Origin of the sequence: Corynebacterium nasorum (assembly GCF_022347325.1) — a bacterium.
Lineage (GTDB): Bacteria > Actinomycetota > Actinomycetes > Mycobacteriales > Mycobacteriaceae > Corynebacterium > Corynebacterium kefirresidentii.
On the sequence record NZ_JAKRDU010000003.1, the window covers coordinates 76434 to 94770 of the forward strand.

18 protein-coding genes and 2 tRNA genes are annotated in these 18337 nt (G+C 58.4%); 13 read left to right on the top strand and 7 right to left on the bottom strand.

The features are described from left to right. The first annotated feature begins 202 nt into the window (after positions 1 to 202). The 8 genes from MHK05_RS04005 (at position 203) to MHK05_RS04040 (ending at position 8179) form a co-directional block, all read left to right on the top strand. Positions 203 to 1858 (top strand): TIGR04028 family ABC transporter substrate-binding protein, encoded by a 1656-nt coding sequence (locus MHK05_RS04005; RefSeq protein ID WP_239204953.1) that lies wholly within the window; start codon positions 203 to 205, stop codon positions 1856 to 1858. A 3-nt stretch (positions 1859 to 1861) separates the two neighbouring features. After that, entirely contained in the window at positions 1862 to 2875 is a 1014-nt protein-coding gene (locus MHK05_RS04010; protein WP_239204955.1) for an ABC transporter permease, read from the top strand. Next, the gene (locus tag MHK05_RS04015; protein WP_023020903.1) at positions 2872 to 3684 is read left to right on the top strand and encodes an ABC transporter permease; all 813 of its coding nucleotides are present in this window, start codon (positions 2872 to 2874) and stop codon (positions 3682 to 3684) included. The genes MHK05_RS04010 and MHK05_RS04015 overlap by 4 nt, the downstream gene beginning before the upstream one ends. After that, positions 3684 to 5306 carry a dipeptide ABC transporter ATP-binding protein gene (locus MHK05_RS04020; protein WP_023020904.1) on the top strand — a complete coding sequence of 541 codons (1623 nt, stop codon included), beginning with the start codon at positions 3684 to 3686 and terminating at the stop codon, positions 5304 to 5306. Before MHK05_RS04015 ends, MHK05_RS04020 begins: the two co-directional genes overlap by 1 nt. A gap of 30 nt (positions 5307 to 5336) precedes the next feature. Further along, a complete protein-coding gene (locus MHK05_RS04025; RefSeq protein ID WP_239204957.1) occupies positions 5337 to 6554 on the top strand; it encodes an alkylhydroperoxidase domain protein in 1218 nt (405 codons plus the stop codon). Between the two features lie 55 nt (positions 6555 to 6609). Further along, entirely contained in the window at positions 6610 to 7326 is a 717-nt protein-coding gene (locus tag MHK05_RS04030) for an SDR family oxidoreductase (protein ID WP_239204959.1), read from the top strand. A 74-nt stretch (positions 7327 to 7400) separates the two neighbouring features. Further along, entirely contained in the window at positions 7401 to 7724 is a 324-nt protein-coding gene (locus MHK05_RS04035) for a GntR family transcriptional regulator (RefSeq protein WP_239204961.1), read from the top strand. After that, on the top strand, positions 7721 to 8179 hold the full coding sequence (locus MHK05_RS04040; RefSeq protein ID WP_239204963.1) for a UTRA domain-containing protein: 459 nt from the start codon (positions 7721 to 7723) through the stop codon (positions 8177 to 8179). The genes MHK05_RS04035 and MHK05_RS04040 overlap by 4 nt, the downstream gene beginning before the upstream one ends. Here the strand turns inward: MHK05_RS04040 and pepN are convergent. Then, positions 8176 to 10692 (bottom strand): aminopeptidase N, encoded by a 2517-nt coding sequence (gene pepN / locus MHK05_RS04045; RefSeq protein WP_239204965.1) that lies wholly within the window; start codon positions 10690 to 10692, stop codon positions 8176 to 8178. The two genes, MHK05_RS04040 and pepN, sit on opposite strands and share 4 nt — an antisense overlap. A gap of 98 nt (positions 10693 to 10790) precedes the next feature. Here pepN and MHK05_RS04050 point away from each other — a divergent pair, with 98 nt between their 5' ends. Next, entirely contained in the window at positions 10791 to 11414 is a 624-nt protein-coding gene (locus tag MHK05_RS04050) for a mycothiol-dependent nitroreductase Rv2466c family protein (protein WP_239204967.1), read from the top strand. Here MHK05_RS04050 and MHK05_RS04055 read toward each other — a convergent pair. Continuing rightward, positions 11411 to 11815, bottom strand: a complete 405-nt coding sequence (locus MHK05_RS04055) for an MFS transporter (RefSeq protein ID WP_239204969.1) — start codon at positions 11813 to 11815, stop codon at positions 11411 to 11413. The two genes, MHK05_RS04050 and MHK05_RS04055, sit on opposite strands and share 4 nt — an antisense overlap. Before the next feature lie 117 nt (positions 11816 to 11932). Here MHK05_RS04055 and MHK05_RS04060 point away from each other — a divergent pair, with 117 nt between their 5' ends. Beyond that, on the top strand, positions 11933 to 12406 hold the full coding sequence (locus MHK05_RS04060) for a ribose-5-phosphate isomerase (RefSeq protein ID WP_023020911.1): 474 nt from the start codon (positions 11933 to 11935) through the stop codon (positions 12404 to 12406). A gap of 87 nt (positions 12407 to 12493) precedes the next feature. Here MHK05_RS04060 and MHK05_RS04065 read toward each other — a convergent pair whose 3' ends face one another. The 4 genes from MHK05_RS04065 to MHK05_RS04080 all read right to left on the bottom strand — a co-directional run bounded on the left by MHK05_RS04065 (position 12494) and on the right by MHK05_RS04080 (position 14976). Then, positions 12494 to 13327 (bottom strand): aldo/keto reductase, encoded by an 834-nt coding sequence (locus MHK05_RS04065; RefSeq protein ID WP_239204971.1) that lies wholly within the window; start codon positions 13325 to 13327, stop codon positions 12494 to 12496. A gap of 18 nt (positions 13328 to 13345) precedes the next feature. Next, positions 13346 to 13978 (bottom strand): hypothetical protein, encoded by a 633-nt coding sequence (locus MHK05_RS04070; protein WP_239204973.1) that lies wholly within the window; start codon positions 13976 to 13978, stop codon positions 13346 to 13348. A 126-nt stretch (positions 13979 to 14104) separates the two neighbouring features. Next, positions 14105 to 14797, bottom strand: a complete 693-nt coding sequence (locus tag MHK05_RS04075) for a nitroreductase family protein (protein WP_239204975.1) — start codon at positions 14795 to 14797, stop codon at positions 14105 to 14107. 104 nt (positions 14798 to 14901) lie between these two features. Next, a tRNA-Gly gene (locus tag MHK05_RS04080) sits at positions 14902 to 14976 on the bottom strand. Positions 14977 to 15098: 122 nt separating this feature from the next. Between MHK05_RS04080 and MHK05_RS04085 the strand changes: the two genes are divergently transcribed. From MHK05_RS04085 to tig, 3 genes are all read left to right on the top strand, one after another. Then, positions 15099 to 15914, top strand: a complete 816-nt coding sequence (locus MHK05_RS04085) for a DUF1542 domain-containing protein (RefSeq protein WP_239204977.1) — start codon at positions 15099 to 15101, stop codon at positions 15912 to 15914. Between the two features lie 134 nt (positions 15915 to 16048). Continuing rightward, a tRNA-Pro gene (locus MHK05_RS04090) sits at positions 16049 to 16122 on the top strand. Between the two features lie 90 nt (positions 16123 to 16212). Beyond that, positions 16213 to 17571, top strand: a complete 1359-nt coding sequence (gene tig, locus MHK05_RS04095) for a trigger factor (protein ID WP_239204979.1) — start codon at positions 16213 to 16215, stop codon at positions 17569 to 17571. Between the two features lie 173 nt (positions 17572 to 17744). Here tig and MHK05_RS04100 read toward each other — a convergent pair whose 3' ends face one another. Next, entirely contained in the window at positions 17745 to 18326 is a 582-nt protein-coding gene (locus tag MHK05_RS04100; RefSeq protein WP_239204981.1) for an NADPH-dependent FMN reductase, read from the bottom strand. Positions 18327 to 18337: the final 11 nt, after the last annotated feature.

Consider the following 18337-nt stretch of genomic DNA (forward strand, 5'->3'; position numbering starts at 1 on the left):
ACTACCTATCGTGCCACATCCAGACCCTTCCAGGAGCATCGAACCCGGCGGTGGTATTTAAATAGACTAATCAGTCTATACAAAACTTTCTTTTCCCTTGTTATGGCAGGTAATAGGGTAGACCGTCCAGTCTTGTATTTGTGGGTATGGATATGCTCTAATGGGCGAGTACTACTTAAGAATTAAAGGAACTCGAGCTTTTATGAAGCAACTTTCTCGGCTCCTGAGACCAGTGGCCGCGGTCTTGGCCAGCGGTGCGCTAGCTCTCTCGCTAACCTCCTGCGCCTCTACTTCCCACGCCGCGGAAGATGGCATGGTCACCTACGTCGAGCCCAATATGTTCAATAACCTCTATCCCCCCTCCGGCGGCTATTACCCCAACGGTGGCGTGCTCAATAACATCACGGACCGCCTGCTGTGGCAGGACCCGGATACCCTCGAGCTGCACCCGTGGATTGCGGAGGAGATGCCTAAGTCGAACAAGGACAATACCGAGTTCACCTTCAAGATTCGCAAGGGCGTGACCTACTCTGATGGCTCTCGCCTAGATGCCGCGAACGTAAAGAAGAACTATGACCTCTACGCCCTAGGCGATGAGGACCGCATGCTCACCCCTTCGGAGCAGTTGCCCAACTATGAAAAATCCGAGGTCATCGATGACTACACGGTGAAGTTCTACTTCAGTGAGCCCTCCCCAGGCTTCCCGCAGTCCACCTCCGTGATGAACCAAGGGCTGCTTTCTAATGCCACTCTGGATCTGGATGACACCGGCTTCGCGCCGGGCAACGCTACTGCGATTTCTGGTTCGGGCCCCTTCGTCATCGAGGAAGAAGAGCTGGGAACCAAGCTGGTGCTCAAAAAGCGGGAAGACTATGACTGGGCACCGCCGGCCCGCAAGGACCACCAGGGGCCGGCCGATATTGAGGGCATCAATATTGTTCTCGCGGCCGAGGATTCCGTGCGCGTGGGATCGCTCGTGGCCGGACAGTCCGATATTGCTCGCCAGATCGAAGCCCCCGATGAGAAGCACCTCAAGGATCAAAACCTGGAGATTTTCGCCGCGCCCACCCGTGGCGTAAACAATAGCTTCCACTTCCACTTCCGCCACCCACTCTTGGCGGATAAACGCGTGCGTCAGGCCATCATTCACGCCATCGACCGCGATAATATTCTGAACACCCTCTTTTCTGACTCCTATCCCAAAGGAACATCGATCCTGGCCAAGACGGCTATTGGCTATAAGGATCAAGCAGCGAATTATGCCTTCGATCCAGAGGAATCTAAGCGCTTGCTCGATGCAGCCGGTTGGCGCGAAGGAGAAGATGGCATCCGCGAGAAAGACGGCAAGCGCCTGTCCGTGACCTTTAATGAGGCAGTCCCGCAGCCGCGCTCTAAAGAGATGTTCACCAAGGCCCAAGAGATGCTCAAGAACGTCGGCATCGAGGCCAACCTCAACCCAGGCGACCGCTCCGCGCAGCAGAAGGCCATGAAGGACCAAGACACCGTGCAGGTACGCCACACCATGACCGGCCGCGCCAATGTGGATACCTTGGCCACGTGGCTAGATGGCACGGGCCGCAATTCTTTCCTCAACTATGACGAAAAGACCGATAGCTTCGGCGATAAGAAGCTGCAGAAATTGGTGGACGAGTACTTCGACCTCAGCAGCGAAAAGGACCGCCTGGCCATGACTGGCCGCATGCAGGACTACCTCTCTGAACAGGCCTATATCCTGCCCATGTTCGAAGAGCCGCAGGTATATGGTTTCCAGCCTTATATCGAGGGCTTTAGCACCGAGGCTATCGGCCGTCCATCGTTTTATGCGGTAGACATCAACACCGCAGAAGGGGAGGACTAATCCATGAGCCTGAAATCTATCGCCCTACGCATCGGCCAAGCCGTGCTGGTTATCTGGGCAACCTTCACCCTCTCATTCATCCTCTTGGCGGCGCTGCCCGGTGACGCCGTCGCGACCCGCTATGACAACCCGACCCTAGGGCTCAACGCTGAGCAGTTGGCCGCTATTCGCGAGGTTTATGGTGCCGATGAACCGCTCTTAAGCCGCTATGTCAGTGCGCTTGGTGGATTCCTCACCGGTGATTTCGGCTTTTCCGTCGCTACTGGCACCGCCGTATCGGAGATGTTGGCGGACGCCCTTCCTTCCACGCTGGCGCTGGCCGTCCTCGCCTTTCTCGTAGGCGTAGTCTTGGCCTTCGCGGTGGCCATCGCCTCCACCTTTGGTCCATTTTCTTGGCTGCGTAGCTTCTTCCGTAGCCTGCCTTCCGTGATGGTTTCCCTGCCCACCTTCTGGATCGGCATCATTTTGATCCAGATATTTTCCTTTGGTTTGGGATGGGTGCCGGTTATCGGCGCGAGCGATGCCCAAAGCCTTATCCTGCCGGTGATTACCTTGGCCATCTTCGTGGCCGCACCGCTGGCACAGGTGCTCCTGCGCTCCATCGATGAGGTAATGGATATGTCCTTCGTGCAGGTAGTGCGTGCCAAGGGTGCTAGCGGTGCCTGGTTGCTGTGGCGCAATGTTTTGCGCAATGCGTTGCTGCCGGCGCTGACCATGGCCGGCCTTACCTTTGGTGAGCTCGTTGGCGGCTCCGTGGTGACGGAAGCGGTCTTTGCCCGCCACGGCATTGGCGCGCTGACCGTGGATGCGGTGGCCAACCGCGATACCTCCGTATTGCTCGCCATCGTGGTGCTGGCCGCGGCCGTCTTTGTTCTTATCAATCTCATCGTGGACCTGCTCTACCCAGTGCTTGACGTGCGCCTGCGCGAGGGCAACCACGATAGCGCGCACAGCAATGCCACCACCACCGCCACCGCTGATACTCCCGCAAAGAACGAGAAGAAGGCCCAAGCATGAAGCTTAAATCCACACGCCTGAAGCTCACCCCGGGCACCATCATCTCGCTTATTGTGCTGGGCCTGGCGGTGCTCTGCGCACTGTTCCCCCAACTATTTACCTCCCAGGATCCTAACCAGGGCGGTGACACCACAGCGCTGCTGCAGCCCAGTTTCCAACACTGGTTCGGCACCGATGCCGTGGGCCGTGATCTCTATACCCGCGTGGTCTATGGCGCGCGCCAATCCCTACTCGGCGCGCTATTGGCGGTACTTTTCGGCCTGATCGTTGGCACCGTCTTGGGCATTATCGCCGGAGTGCGCCGCGGCTGGGTAGATGCCATCATCATGCGCATCGTGGATGTGCTGTTGTCTATTCCTGGCCTCTTGCTTTCCCTGTCCGTCATCATCGTGCTCGGACACGGCATCTTTAATGCTGCCATCGCCGTGGGCATTACCTCCGTGGCAACCTTTGCGCGCCTCGCGCGCTCCCAGGTGCTCAGTGTGGCAGGCTCCGATTTCGTCGAGGCCGCCTACGGCTCCGGCGGCTCTGCCTTCCAGGTGCTCGTGCGCCATATTCTTCCCAATTCACTCACCGCAGTCTTCGCCGTAGCCGCCTTGCAATTCGGCCTGGCCATTTTGCAGCTAGCCACCCTTGGCTTCCTTGGTTACGGCGCTCCGCCCCCAACACCGGAATGGGGCCTGCTCATTTCTGAATCACGCGACTATATTGCCACCGCCGGCTGGCTGACCATCGCCCCCGGCATCGTTATCGTCGCCGTGGTTCTTGCGGCCAACCACCTCAGCCAGACACTGCGAAAGGCGGCCTAATGTCCCTGCTTAGCATTAGTGATTTATCCATTACGTACCGCACCGCCCACGGCGAGATGGAAGCGGTCAGCGGCATTGAGCTCGAAGTGAACCCCGGGGAAATGACCGCCATCGTGGGCGAGTCCGGCTCCGGCAAGTCCACCTCCGCCATGGCCGCCATTGGCCTGCTGCCAGACAATGCCTCGATTGTCTCCGGCACCATTACTTTCGACGGCCACGATGTCACCCATTTCTCCCAAAAGCAGTGGCGCACCCTGCGTGGCCGACGCATCGGGTTGATTCCGCAGGATCCCAATAACTCGCTCAATCCGCTCAAGACCATCGGAGCCTCGGTGGAAGAGGGCATGGCCATCCACCGGCAGGACGATAAGGAGTCCCGGAAGAAGCGTGCTCTGGAGTTGCTGGAGCGCGTGGGCATTGATGATCCACAGCGCCGTTATCATCAGTACCCGCATGAGCTTTCCGGCGGCATGAAGCAACGCGTGCTCATCGCTGCCGCTGTGGCACTGGAGCCAGAGCTCATCATCGCCGATGAGCCTACTTCCGCGCTGGATGTCACCGTGCAGAAAATCATCCTGGATCTCCTTGATGAAATGCGCGAAGAGCTCACCATGGGCATCCTTTTTATTACCCATGATCTGGCCGTGGCGGGTGACCGCGCCAATAATATTGTGGTGATGGAAAAGGGCGCCGTCCGCGAGTCGGGCGTAGCCGCCCGTGTCCTCACCGATCCCCAGCATGCCTACTCCAAGCGCCTGCTTGCCGACGCCCCCTCGCTCACCGCCCCTACTTCCTCCCAGACCGCATCTCCGGTGCGGAATAGTACGCCCGCCCAGCAGGAGACGTTGCTCGAAGTCGAGGGGCTCACCCAGCGCTTCGGGGATTTCACCGCGGTAGATGACATCAACTTTTCCGTAGCCCGTGGCACTACCCATGCCTTGGTGGGGGAGTCCGGTTCCGGAAAGACAACTACCGGCCGTGCCATATCTCTGTTGAGCACGCCTACCTCGGGAAGTATTCGCTTGGCGGGGGAAGATATCAGCACCGCCCGCGGTAAGCGCCGCCGGGAGCTGCGCCGCTCTATCCAGATGGTCTACCAAAATCCCTTTGGCTCGCTCGATCCACGATTGAGTATCGGCGATACCATCGCTGAGCCGGTGCGCAACTTTACCGGGGCCTCGAAACGCGATGCCCGCGCGAAAGCACAAAAGTTTCTTGATTTGGTGGCCTTGGACTCTTCCATGGCAGCCCGCCGTCCCCGTGAGCTCTCCGGCGGCCAGCGCCAGCGCGTGGCTATCGCCCGTGCCATGATCATTGAACCCGATCTTGTGGTGCTCGATGAGGCCGTTTCTGCGCTCGACGTCACCGTACAGGCACAGATCCTGCGCCTGCTCGATGAGCTGCAGCGCGAGTTGGAGCTTACCTATATCTTCATCTCTCACGACCTCGCGGTAGTCAACCAGATTTCCGATACCGTCTCCGTGCTCTCCCACGGCACACAAGTGGAATCCGGGCCCACGGCGCAGGTTTTTGCACACCCAGAAACCGAATACACCCGTCAGCTAATTGACGCCATCCCAGGCTCCCGCTACCGTGCCGGAGACCTAAACTTGGGGCTATAAATCGAGCCCTAGAAAGGTTGGACTGAGAATATGACCGACATAATTAACGAGCTCTCCCACGCCTCCGCCGAGGTGCAGCAACTGCGCCGCGCGCGCCAAGAGGCGCAGGACAATGCGCAGCTGAGCTTTAGCGCTTTGCTTGAGCCTGCAGAACCAGGTGAATTCACCTATGCAGAGCGCTATGCCGTCGCAGCTTTTAGCGCTGCGGTCTACCAGGCGGGGGAGGCAGCAGATTTCTACTTCGACCTGCTGGGTGATGAGGCCGATGCGGACCTTGTTGCCGCCGTTCGCGCCGCAAGCCAGCGTGGTGTGTCTACCGGCCCCTACTACCAGGGTGAATTCCTTATCTTCGGCGATACCGCCGCGGAAGCCGCCCTCGGCGAGCGCCTGGCCGCCGCCTTCGACTGGGCGCACGTTTTGGCCTTCCACCCCAAGGATGCCTCCCCGCAGGCCATCGGACACCTCGACGCCGCCGGGTGGTCGGCTACCGATATTGTCAGCCTGTCTCAGCTTGTGGCATTTTTGGCTTTCCAGCTGCGCGTGGTTCATGGTTTGCGTGTGCTCTCTGGCGAGGGTGGCGCCCCACGTCCCGCGGCCGAGCGTGCAACCGGGGTAGCTGACCCAGGCTGGCAGGCTACCGCGAATACCCTGCAACCCGATACCGTGCTGCCGGACCACTTTGTCAACCACTCCTTGGGCTGGAAGCCTTGGGTAGAGGCACTGGCGAAAGAGGATTTCACCGCAGCGCATACCGACGCCCTCATCAAACCAGAGCGCATTGATTCCGAGTACTTCCGGTTGCTCGCCCGCGATCCCGCGGCTTTGAAGGCGCGTACGCTAACTGACTTGGACATCTTCTATAACACCGAAGGCGGCCTCTCCCGTGCAGACCGCGAGCTCGCTGCCACTGTGGCCTCGCGGTACAACGGTTGCGAGTACTGCGCTTCCGTGCACCAGGCACGGTGCGTCCAGGAAGGCGGCGACCGTGACATCGTAGACCGCCTTTTGGACACAGGCATCAACGCCGACCTGGGTTCTAAAGAGTGGGACCTTATCCGTCGCGCAGCTGTGGCGTTGACCGAAACTCCCTTCGCCTTCGATGCGCAGCTATGCACCGACCTTCGCAACGCCGGTTTCGATGATCAGTCCATTCTGGACCTCATCTACGCATCGTCCTTCTTTAACTGGGCCAATCGCTTGATGCTTACCTTGGGGCAGCCGGATGTGCCCAAGCGCTTTCGACAATAGGTGGTGATTGGGTTGGTGCGGCAACCTCAGCGGAGGATCCCTATGATGGGGCGGCATGACTGATACTAAGAATCTCACCGCACCAGCACACTCAGAGGCCGCAGCCCCGCGCAAGGTGGCCGTCGTCACCGGCGCCACCGGTGGCATGGGCCGCGAAATCATCGCCGACTTGGCTGGTGACTACCACGTGTACGCACTGGGACGGAGCGCGGCGGACCTGCCTAAATCGGAATCCATCACGCCGATCGCCATCGACCTAGTAGCCGGCCTCGATGAAGGCATGGCGCTGCCGGAGCTGGATCGCGTAGATGTGCTCGTGCACGCCGCCGCACGGGCTACCAAGTACTCCGTGGAGGAAGCCACTCCAGAAAATTGGCGCGCGCACATGGACCTCAACGTGCACGCCCCCGCAGAGGTGACCCGTGTTTTGCTGCCGCAGCTGCGTAAAGCCGAAGGCACAGTGGTCTTTATTAACTCTGGTGCTGGCCGCCACAGCTATGGCGATAACGTCGTCTACGCGGCCACGAAGCACGCGTTGTATGCGCTGGCCGACGGGTTGCGTATCTCCGAGCCGGGAATCCGCGTTTCCACCGTAGCGCCCGGGCCTACCGATACTCCGATGCTGCAGGGCCTGCAGGACTATGATCCCTCCCAGGTCATTGCACCGGTCGAGGTGGCGCGTGCCATTCGTACCGTAGTAGAGGCGGGGCCGACCACTCAGTTGACGGAAATCCAGGTCAGGCCGCGAATCGAACTATCTCTGCGCAAGTAATAAATCAAGTGTTATTAAGGTTCACCATGCAGTGATGGGGGTTGGTTTCGGCCCGCCCGTTACACTCGAGGGCTGTGACTTCCCAAAGCCGAAAACGGCCCGCCTATCTCCTTATCTCAGATGCCCTACGTGACAAGATCGAGCGCAATGAATTAGAGCCTGGTCAGCGTTTTCCTACCGAACGCGAATTGGTCCGAGAATTTCATGTTGCGCGCATGACCGTGCGCCATGCATTAGACATTTTGGAAGATGAAGGCCTTATTGATCGCCGCCGTGGGCGCAGCGGCGGCACCTACGTGCGCACGGTTCCCCCTACACTGAGCCTGACCAAAAAGGACAGCATCGCCACTCAACTGCGCGAGCGTGGGCACGAAATCACCGTGCGGGGGTCTCCGTGAATAAAACCCATGTGCCCAAACATGTGGCAGCGGCCCTGGGCGTGAACGATGCCACCTATGCGTGGGATATTAAACGCCTTTTTATCGTCGATGGTAAGCCCGTCATCGTCTCGCGCTACACCATCCCAGTGGACATGGCTCCCGAGCTCAATCAGCACGACCTGCGCGAGCCCATCCTAAACATACTGGCAGGCTATGACCTCCAGCCGGTCTTCAAACGCGAGAGTATGAGCGCCGCTACCGCTCGCACAGAAGAACAGAAACTCTTGGGCGTGAGCCGATCGCACCCGCTTTTGCGGTTCGTACGGCTGCTGAAGAATGAGACCGGCGTGGTCTTTGCCTATGTCGAAGAGTCGCTGCGCTCTGATATCGCCAATGTAGAAGTGGTCTTGGGCGAGGATCCTGCGCCACAACCCGTACAACCCCGGGACGGCGGCGCAGGAAAGCCGGCCTAGCCAGCGTCCACCTGGCGGTTGCGTAGCGCGCGGGCCACGCGGTCGCGCTGCTCGGTGACTGTACGACGCAGACCACCGGGCAGGTCCTTCTGCAAGAAGGCATCGGCGCGGTCCAAGCCCTTGCGGGTGATATCCCAGGAAGGGAAGAGGCCGGTAACTGTGGTCAGAGCCACCTCTGAGGATTGGGAAGCCCACACCTTTTCCGCGATATCGAAGAACTCCGCGGTGGGAAGGAACGTATCGCCATGCGGATAGAGCAATCCTTCAAGTTTGGAGGTCAGCTCGCGGTTGGTGAGGTTACCCGCCACGATTTCTTCCCATACCGCGCGCTTGTTTTCCGCAGTTGCCACCGCGGCGCGAGCGCGCAGCGAAGAGTAGTAGCCGGTGGCGGAATTATCCCGCTTCAGTTGCGCATCCGCGGCAGCGGGGACGTCCTCTATCGCGCCATCGGCGGCAAGTGCCGCGAGCGCGGACCAACGCTGCCCTGCATCCGCGGATGATTCGAGCACGCCGCGCAGGTAGTCACGCGCGCTATCGTGCAGGCGAATTTTCGCCAGCGCCTGGGTGCAGATGATGGAGCGCTGGGCATCGGAACTGCGGGCGCCGTCGAGGAGGGCGTCGGCAAGCAGGGTGCTCTGCGCGGCCCACCGTGGATCGGCATAGTTCTTCAGCGCGTTCGAGGCCTGCAAAACAATGCGCTCGAGGACGGCAAGCTCGGTCTCGGCCTGCATACCGCGGGCAACTAGCTGGATGAAATCGCGGGCCCGCATAGAGCCGGCGCGGGTCATCTCCCAGGCGGTGGACCAGCACAGGGTGCGGGCCATAGGATCAGCAAACTTATCGATATTATCCAGCAGGAATTGCAGGGAACCCGCGTCCAATTCGATGAGGCAGTAGGTCAGGTCATCGTCATTGGGCAGCAGGAAGTCAATGTCTGCTAGCTGGCGGCCGATGAGCTCTGGAATCTCGGTGGAGGAGCCATCGACATCCATCTCGATGCGATCGGTGCGCACCACCTGACCGTCCTGCAGGTTATACAGGCCCACCGCCACGCGGTGGGTGCGCAGCGTATCGCCGTGCTGGGAGAGGTAGGCATGGGTAATCGTGCCTGATTCATCCGCGTTGAGTGCCACGCTCAGCGTGTTGATGCCGGAAGTCTTAAGCCACTGCTGCGCCCAGAAGGAAAGATCGCGGCCGGAGGCCTGTTCCAGGTGGCCAAGCAGATCATCAAAGGTGGCATTGCCCCAGGCATGGGCGGCGAAGTGGCGGCGCACGCCGGCCAGGAAGTTTTCGCGGCCGACATAAGCCTGTAGCTGCTTCAGCACCGAAGCGCCCTTGGCGTAGGTGATGCCATCGAAGTTTTGCTCCACGGTTTCGATATCGCTGGCATCGGTAGAAATCGGGTGGGTGGTAGGCAGCTGATCCTGCTGGTAGGCCCAGGACTTTTCTACGTTGGCAAAGGTTACCCACGCGGTATCGTATTCGGTCTCTTCCGCTTGGGAAATGGCCGCCGACCAAGTGGCGAAGGACTCATTGAGCCACAGATCGTCCCACCACTGCATGGTGACCAGATCACCAAACCACATATGGGCCAATTCGTGCAGAATGGTATCGGCACGGCGTTCGTATTTATAGTGCGTGGCCTGGGAGGTAAAGACGTACTCATCGCGGATGGTGACGCACCCAGCATTTTCCATCGCACCCGCGTTGAACTCCGGCACGAAAATCTGGTCATACTTGCCAAAGGGGTAGGGGAAGCCGAAATTGCGGTGGTAGAAATCAAAGCCCTGCTTGGTCTCCGTAAATAAGCGCTCAGCATCTAAAGCGTGGGCGAGCGAAGCACGGCAGTAGATGCCCAGCGGTACCTCGAGCTTTTGGGCCGGCTTGCCCTCTGGGTGTGCGGTCAGCTCGCCGCGCCAGGTATCGGTGACCTCGTGGTAGGGACCGGCGCACAGGGCTACCAGGTATGTCGATAGTGGGTAGTCGATAGCAGTGCTGGCCACGTCTCCTTCCCAGCTCACTGGTCCATTGCTAATGACGGTCCAATCCTCCGGTGCCTTGAAATGCAGCGCGTAGGTGGCCTTCATATCCGGCTGGTCAAAGCAAGCAAAGACCCGCTTGGCATCGGCGGTTTCAAATTGGGTATAGAGGTAGACCTTGTCATCGGCGGGATCGACAAAACGGTGCAGGCCCTCGCCGGTGCGCGAATACGGGATCTTCGCGGTGACTTCTAGCGTGTAGTCGGCCACTTGGAGGCCGGAAAGCGGAATGCCGTAGGTGGGGTTATAAGAATTCGTGGGCAGCGGATTGCCGTTGAGGCGCACCTCTTGGATTTCCTCGGCGCGCAGATCGATGAAGGTGGAGCCAATCTCGCGCGAGGTGAAGCTCACCTTCGTAGTGGAAAGGAAATGGGTATCTGAATACTTGAGGTCTAAAGTGACATCATAATGGCCCACCTCAATCATTCGGGAGCGCTCAACCGCTTCCGTGCGAGTCAAGTTTACGGAGGTCATAGCCTATATTCTCCTTCTGTGCCGAAAATAGTTCTGCATCCACAGTAGTCGCGCGCCTAGGCTGGTGGGGCAAACTTTTATCAATCAAAGGAGCAATCATGGCTGACGCAGTAAAGTTCTGGTTCGACGTATCTTGTCCCTTCGCTTGGGCCACCTCGCGGTGGATCAAGGAAGTAGAAAAGGTTCGCGATATTGAGGTCGAGTTCGAGCCGATGTCCCTGTCTGTGCTGAATGACGGCCGCGATCTGGACCCCACCTACATGGACATGATGAAGGCTAACTGGGGTCCGGCCCGCGTCTTTGCCAAGGTAAAGGCCGAGCGTCCAGAAAAGGTAGATGAGCTTTATACCGCTATGGGCACCCTGGTTCACACCAAGGGCAATGGCGGACGAACTGGCTTTGGTGCTTATGATGACATCATCGCTCAGGCGCTTGCAGAAGTGGAGCTTCCGGCCGAGTTCGCCGAGGTAGCCAATACCGAAGACTATGACGAGAAGCTGCGCGAATACCACCACAATGGCATCTCTTCCGTGGGTGATGAGGTGGGCACCCCGGTTATCAAGCTGGGGGAGACCGCGTTCTTCGGCCCGGTCATTACCCGCGTCCCTACCGGGGAAGAAGCAGGCGAGCTTTTCGACGCCTCCTTGCGCCTTGCCCAGTTCCCTTACTTCTTCGAACTCAAGCGCTCCCGCACCGAGATGCCGCAGGTAGAGGAGAACTAAGCGCTTTTCTGTCGGCGGCGCAGCTCAACTGCGGCGCCGACGCATAGCGCGATGGTCAGCGGGGTCAAAATAAATGCCGGCAGACCCGCGATATTGATAGCGGGAAGCTCCATGCCGGCCTGAAAGTCCTCCCACGCAACAAGTACCCAGGAAGCCCATGAGACGCCGGCGAGGAGCGCGATAATGCCGGCCGCAATAGCGCCCCCATTTGCCCGCGGATTCCCGCGCACCTTCTGCGCAATCCACCATATGCCCAAGCCCACGTGCGCCAACGTTGCTAGGGTGCTGGCGATAAGCGGCAAGAGGAAGCCTCCGCTGCCGGATACCATAACGCCTAGCATAATGAGGCAGGCTAGAAGGGCCCCGCCGTATAGCGTGAGGACCGGTTTGGTTATGGGCATGGCTTTCCTCCTTTTATAGTGGTAGCAACCGACCGCGAGCCTATCAGGAATTTGTAATGCGAAACAGGGCGGGCGCTAAGCCTCCTCGAGGCGCGCCGGGCCGGTAGGATAAAGGCCATGCGCGTATATCTAGGAGCAGACCACGCAGGTTTCGAAACCAAGAACCTGATTGCTGAACACCTCACTAAACAGGGCCACGAAGTCATTGATTGCGGCGCCCACACCTACGATGCCGAGGACGATTACCCGGCATTTTGCATCGAAGCGGCACAACGCACCGTCAATGATCCGGGTTCCTTGGGCATTGTGCTTGGCGGATCCGGCAATGGCGAGCAGATTGCAGCCAATAAGGTCAAGGGAGCCCGCTGTGCACTGGCCTGGTCCGCCGAGACTGCCCGCCTTGCCCGCGAGCACAACAATGCCCAGCTCATCGGCATCGGCGGCCGCATGCACACCGAGCAGCAGGCACTGGAAATCGTAGACGCCTTCCTGGATCAAGAATGGTCCCGTGCGGAGCGCCACCAGCGCCGCATCGACATCTTGGCGCAGTACGAGCGCACCGGTATCGCCCCAGAGCTGCCCGAGGCCTAAGCCTTGGAGAAAATAAACGCCGCGGAACAAAGGTGGTTCCGCGGCGTTTCTTTGTGTTTCGGCCAGGCATAGCCAAGGCGCTAAGACTTAGGCATCATTCATGTCATTCGGGTGCGGGCCGCCGCGTCCCTCCTCGCCTTCGTCCAAGGCGGTGATGGCAGCCATCTCCTCCTCGGTTAGTTCAAAGCCGAAGACATCAAAGTTTTCCGCAATGCGCGAGGGCGTCGCAGACTTGGGGAAGAGGATGACGCCATTTTGTAGGTGCCAACGAATGATGACTTGCGCTGGGCTGACATCGTGCGCTGCAGCGGCGTCGGTGACCTCGGGGGCATCCAAGATATCGCTCTTTCCCTGCCCCAGCGGGCCCCATGCCTCGATAGCCACGGTGTGGGCGCGGAAGGCGTCCAGCTCCCTCCAGCGCTGCAGATAGGGATGAAGCTCGACTTGGTTGACCGCTGGCTTTATATCGGTCTTGAGCTCCAGCTGTTCCAGGTGCTCCAGCTCGAAATTGGAGACGCCGATGGACTTTGTCTTGCCCTGCTTCTGCAGATCAATGAGTTGCTGCCAAGCCTCAACATAGGTGCCTTTTGCTGGTGTAGGCCAGTGGATGAGGTAAAGATCCACATACTCCAAGCCGAGCTTTTCCAAGGACTCATCGAGCGCTGCGGCAGCATCGGTCTGGCGGTCATTCCACAGCTTGGTGGTGATAAAAAGCTCCTCGCGGGGAATGCCAGACTTGGCAATAGCCCGTCCTACGCCTTCCTCATTGCCGTAGATAGCGGCGGTATCAATATGGCGATAACCCACGCGCAGGGCCTCAGCTACCAGTTCCTCGGTCTGCTCCGGATCCATCTGGAACACGCCAAAGCCCAGCTGCGGGATGGTATTGCCGTCATTAAGGGTGATGTTAGGTACGCTCATGCGCCCCAGACTACCTATCTATTGCAGCGGGCCGAGAGTTATGAATTTATTCCACGTCTCCCACTCATCCTGCAGGCGGGCACGCTCATGGGGCGGGGTAGCGGTGCCGTCGATAAGCGAGGCATCAATCATGCGCACTCCATTGTCAAAGAACAACGCTGCGTGCCCCGAGGCGCCGTGCCGCAGCACCGGCACCAAGTTCAATCCATCAAAGGACAGTTGCGCATTAGGGCGCACGTCGAGGCCGGCAATGGCAGCGAGCGTAGGCGCTAAGTCAATAGGGGAGACCAACTCATTATTCTCCCCGCTTTCGGCTACACCCGGCCACAACACCGACATAGGTGAATTTCCACCTAGTAGCGAGCAGACGGCGATGACGCCATTGACGTCGTTGAGTTCTTCTAGGCTGGGCTGCTCTAGCAAGCGAAAGACATCGCTACCGGCAGGCTGCGTATCCTCGCGCACCTCATAACCGACGCCCGCAAAAATCTCGCTAATGCGCGTGGTGGCTTGGCGTTGCGGATACTGCCCAGTCAGCGTGCCGCGGCGGGAATCAGCGTACGTCTCCGACGGCACCCACGTGTTATTGAAGCGTACGCCCCGCAGTGCAGTCTCAGGCGCATGGTCAAAGGTCGCAAGAGTGATATCCATAGCCATAATTCTAGGCTTGCCGAGGCGATTCAACGATTTCGTCCCCACAGATCGCCTGTCTCGTCGACGGTTGCGGTGGTTTAGATGGACGAAATCGTTGAAAGTAGCTTCCTGATGGGGCGGGGGCTAATCGAGGTCGAGGCCATCGATGCCGTGAACTGTCACGGTTTCCGAAAGTGGCGCGCGGCCTGGATTCGTTTTAAAGACCGGGCTGGATTCATCAGCTTTACCAAAGGTAATGGCGGTGACCAGCTTGTAGTCCTCGTCTACACCGAGGAATTCACGCGCGGTTGGCGCAATCAAGGAAATCATCCCTTGTGGGATGCCGTGGTAGCCGTGTGCTTCCAAAGAAAGCAGGAAGTTTTCGGTATAGGTTCCTTGGTCAAAGGCGGCGCGAATGCGGTCACCCATCGGCGGAATAAAGAGAAGTACCGCATGGGGTGCGCCAAAGAAGCGCAAGTTTTCGCGGACGAATTCCACGCGACCTGCTTTGTCCTCGCGCTCAATGCCCAGGAGGCCGTACATTTTGGCGGCTAGCTCTTGGGAGCGCTTGGGATGGATACCCTCACCATAATCGGTGGTGAGGTCTGGGCTGAGCCCGTTGGTGTCGAATTCCTTAATAAGCGCGGCGCTTAGTTCCTTGAGCTTTTCTCCGCCCACCAAATGCACGTCCCACGGTTGGGTATTGGAGTTGGACGGTGCGGATTGATTATCCAGCAAAACCTGCTTGATGTCTTCTACCGGCATGGGTTCTGGCAGGAACGCGCGGGGCGAATGGCGGCTGCGAATAAACTCGGAATACTTATTGGTTGAAGTCATGCACGCCACCCTACACTTCGTCGCATGTGTTCGCCGTATACCGTGAACATCCAATGATGATGGGTGGAAAACGAAAAATCGCCCACCTAGAGGTGGGCGAAAACTGGAGGGAATGACGGGAATCGAACCCGCGTCTTCAGCTTGGAAGGCTGAGGTATTAGCCACTATACGACATTCCCACAACGCGCTATATCAACGCTGGGCCATACTTTAGCGCAACCGCGGCCAAAAAAGAAAATAGGGAACTAGGCTGGCGCCTGAGCCGTTGTTATAAGAGGAACGGATCTATCTATAGAAAGCGATGATCATAGTGGGAATTTTGCTCGTTGCGCTGGCAATTGGTGGAGGCGCCTGGTTTCTTTCCTCCCGTAGCTCTCACAAACGTCGGGAAGAACGCGAGGCACAGCAATTGGCCGATGCACAGGCTGATGCACGTCGGTGGATTGAACGCCTGGGTGGCCAAGTAATGCAGATTTCTGGCACGGATTCTGCCTCCCAGCAAGCGATGGCTGATGCTTCTGAACGGTTCACTGCAGCTAACGCGGCGATTTCGCGTGCTACTACCGCCAAGCAGGCGAATTTGGCGCGTGAGTCGGCCCTGGAAGGCATGCATTATGTGAATGCCGCGCGCGAAATTATGGGCATGAACCCAGGCCCAGAACTCCCGCCGCTGGAGGGGCAGCGTGCGGCTGGCAAGGTGACGGAAGAGCGTACGGTCGAAGCGAATGGCCAAGAGATTACGGCCTCACCATATGCTTCTGCGAATACTCCCAACTACTACCCGGGTGGAATCGTGGCAGGGCGTCCGGTTCCGGCAGGTTGGTACTCCCGTCCATGGTGGGCCGATGCGCTGCACACCGGCGTGTGGATGGTGGGCTACTCCATGATGTTTAATGCCCTCTTCTCCGGCATGTCGGGCATTGGCTACTCTGCGGCTGCTGCAGAAAGCGGCGATTGGGGCGGTCCCGATGGCATGGGTGATGCTGGCGACGTGGGTGGTGACGCCGGTGATGCTGGCGACGTTGGTGGCGGCGATGATGGCGGCGGTTTCTTCGATGGTCTAACTGACGGCGACGGTGAAGGCTTCTTTGATGGAATGTTTGATTTCGATTTCTAGCTGAAGCACTGTCAAAATTGGCCGCTGGGCTGCGTTTATATCTTTAAGTGGGGGTCCGTTTAGGAGATTTAAAACGGACACGGTACACTGTCTCAGGTATGCAACGCAGCCAAGGTTACTTGGTGGCCTACATACGGGGCGTGGCGCAGTTTGGTAGCGCACCTGCTTTGGGAGCAGGGGGTCGCAGGTTCAAATCCTGTCGCCCCGACGTATGGGGGTCTGGAAATGCCCTAATAAGGATTTCCGGACCCCCTTTAAGTTTATGTACGTAAAACAATGAAGCCAGGGAGATTCACTCGTGAAGACCACCGTAGACAAGCTGAGCGATACCCGCGTTAAGCTCACCGTCAACGTTCCGTTTGCGGAGCTGGACCAGGAAATCGATCAAGCTTACGCGGCAATCGCGCAGCAGGTTTCTATTCCAGGTTTCCGTAAGGGCAAGGCACCGCGCCAGCTTATTGATGCTCGCTTCGGCCGCGGCCCCATCCTGGAGCAGGTTGTCAATGACATGCTGCCTTCCCGTTACGAGCAGGCAGTCAAGGAAAACGATCTGAAGGTTATCGGCCAGCCGGACGTTGATATTTCCAAGATTGAGGATAAAGACTTCGTGGAATTCACCGCCGAGGTTGATATCCGCCCTGAGTTTGAGGTTCCAGACTTCTCCAAGATCTCCGTTACCGTCCCGGCCCTGAAGGCTGACGAAGAGGACGTCGACAAGGCGCTGGAGGAGCTGGCAGAGCGCTTCGGTGAGCTCAAGGACACCAAGCGCAAGATGAAGACCGGCGACTACGCAATCATCGACATCACCGCTGAGATTGACGGCGAGAAGATCGAGGACGCTTCCACCGAGGGCCTGTCCTACCGCATCGGTGACGATGACCTCATCAAGGGCTTGGACACCGCCCTGCGTGGTATGAAGACCGGTGAGGATAACGAGTTCACTTCCACCATCCAGTCTGGCGAGCACAAGGACGAAGAGGCCACCATCAAGGTTCACGTCCAGCAGTCCAAGGAGCGCAAGCTGCCGGCTATGGACGATGAGTTCGCTCAGATGGCTTCCGAGTTCGACACCATGGATGAACTGCGCGAATCCACCAAGACCCAGGTGGAGGAGACCAAGAAGGCTGAGCAGGCTGCCCAGATTCGCGATGAGGTCCTGAAGGCCGCGCTCTCCGAGGTCGAATTCGAACTGCCGCAGTCCGTAGTGGACGAGCAGGCTCACTCCCAACTGCACCAGATTCTGGGCCAGCTGGCTCACGATGAGAAGGCACTGGCTCAGTTGCTTGAGGCACAGGGCACTTCCCGCGAGGAGTTTGATAAGCAGACTCGTGAGCAGGCGGAAGAGTCTGTCCGCACTCAGCTGTTCCTTGATGCCGTAGCAGAAAAGGAAGAGCCGGAAGTTTCCCAGCAGGAGCTTACCGACCACATCCTGTTCACCGCTCAGTCTTACGGTATGGACCCGAACCAGTTCATCCAGCAGCTGCAGTCCAATGGTCAGATTGCTAACCTCTTCTCTGACGTGCGTCGTGGCAAGGCACTGGCTGCCGCTATCTGCCGCACCACCGTCAAGGATGAAGAGGGCAATAAGGTTGACGTTGACCAGTACTTCGGTGAAATCGAAGAAGAGGACGCTGCAGAAGCTTCCGAGGAGAAGTAATCTCCCGCTTGTAACGCGCTGCTGCCACATGTGTGGTGGCGAGCGCGCATGAAACCCCGGATTCAGTTAACTCAAGGATGAGCCTGAATCCGGGGTTTGTGTCATTGTGAACGCCCTCTAGGAGTCTTTGAGTACTTCGAAGAGGGCGTGATGTGTGTTGGCTGGGGATACCGCTAGCCGTTCTTGGCTCTAAAGGCCTCGTCGGTCAACTGCAGGAAGCGCATAACGTAATCCTTGACAAAGTCTGCGGTACGTTGATTGAGATGTCCGGACTCTTCGAAAAGGGTGGGGGATTGGCCCAGAAATACTTCGGGCTGACCAGGGAGCGGCATGTCGAAGTAGGACAGAGCGAGGCGAAGGTTCTTCTGTGAACTGTAGCCGCCCATGCGGCCTACAGAGTGGCTAATGATACCTACGGGAAGGTTCTTCCACGCCACATCTGAGTTGGGTTTAGAGCCGATGTCCACTGCGTTTTTGAGGCAGGCAGGGATAGTGCGGTTGTTCTCTGGCGTAATGAAGAGGATCCCGCTCGAGTTCTTGATGGTCTCGCGAAAGGTGGTGTACTCAGCCGGAGTGGGCTTGTCCGTGACGGCGGGGTCATCGTAGTCGAAGTCATAGAGCGGCAAGTCACGGATTTCCACGATGTTTGCCTCGTAGCCTTCAGGGATCATCGTGAGCACCTCGTGTGCAATCTTGCGTGCAAATGACTCTCGGCGCAGGCTGCCGACGATAACGCTGATACGTGGGGTGGTCATGGTAAACCTTC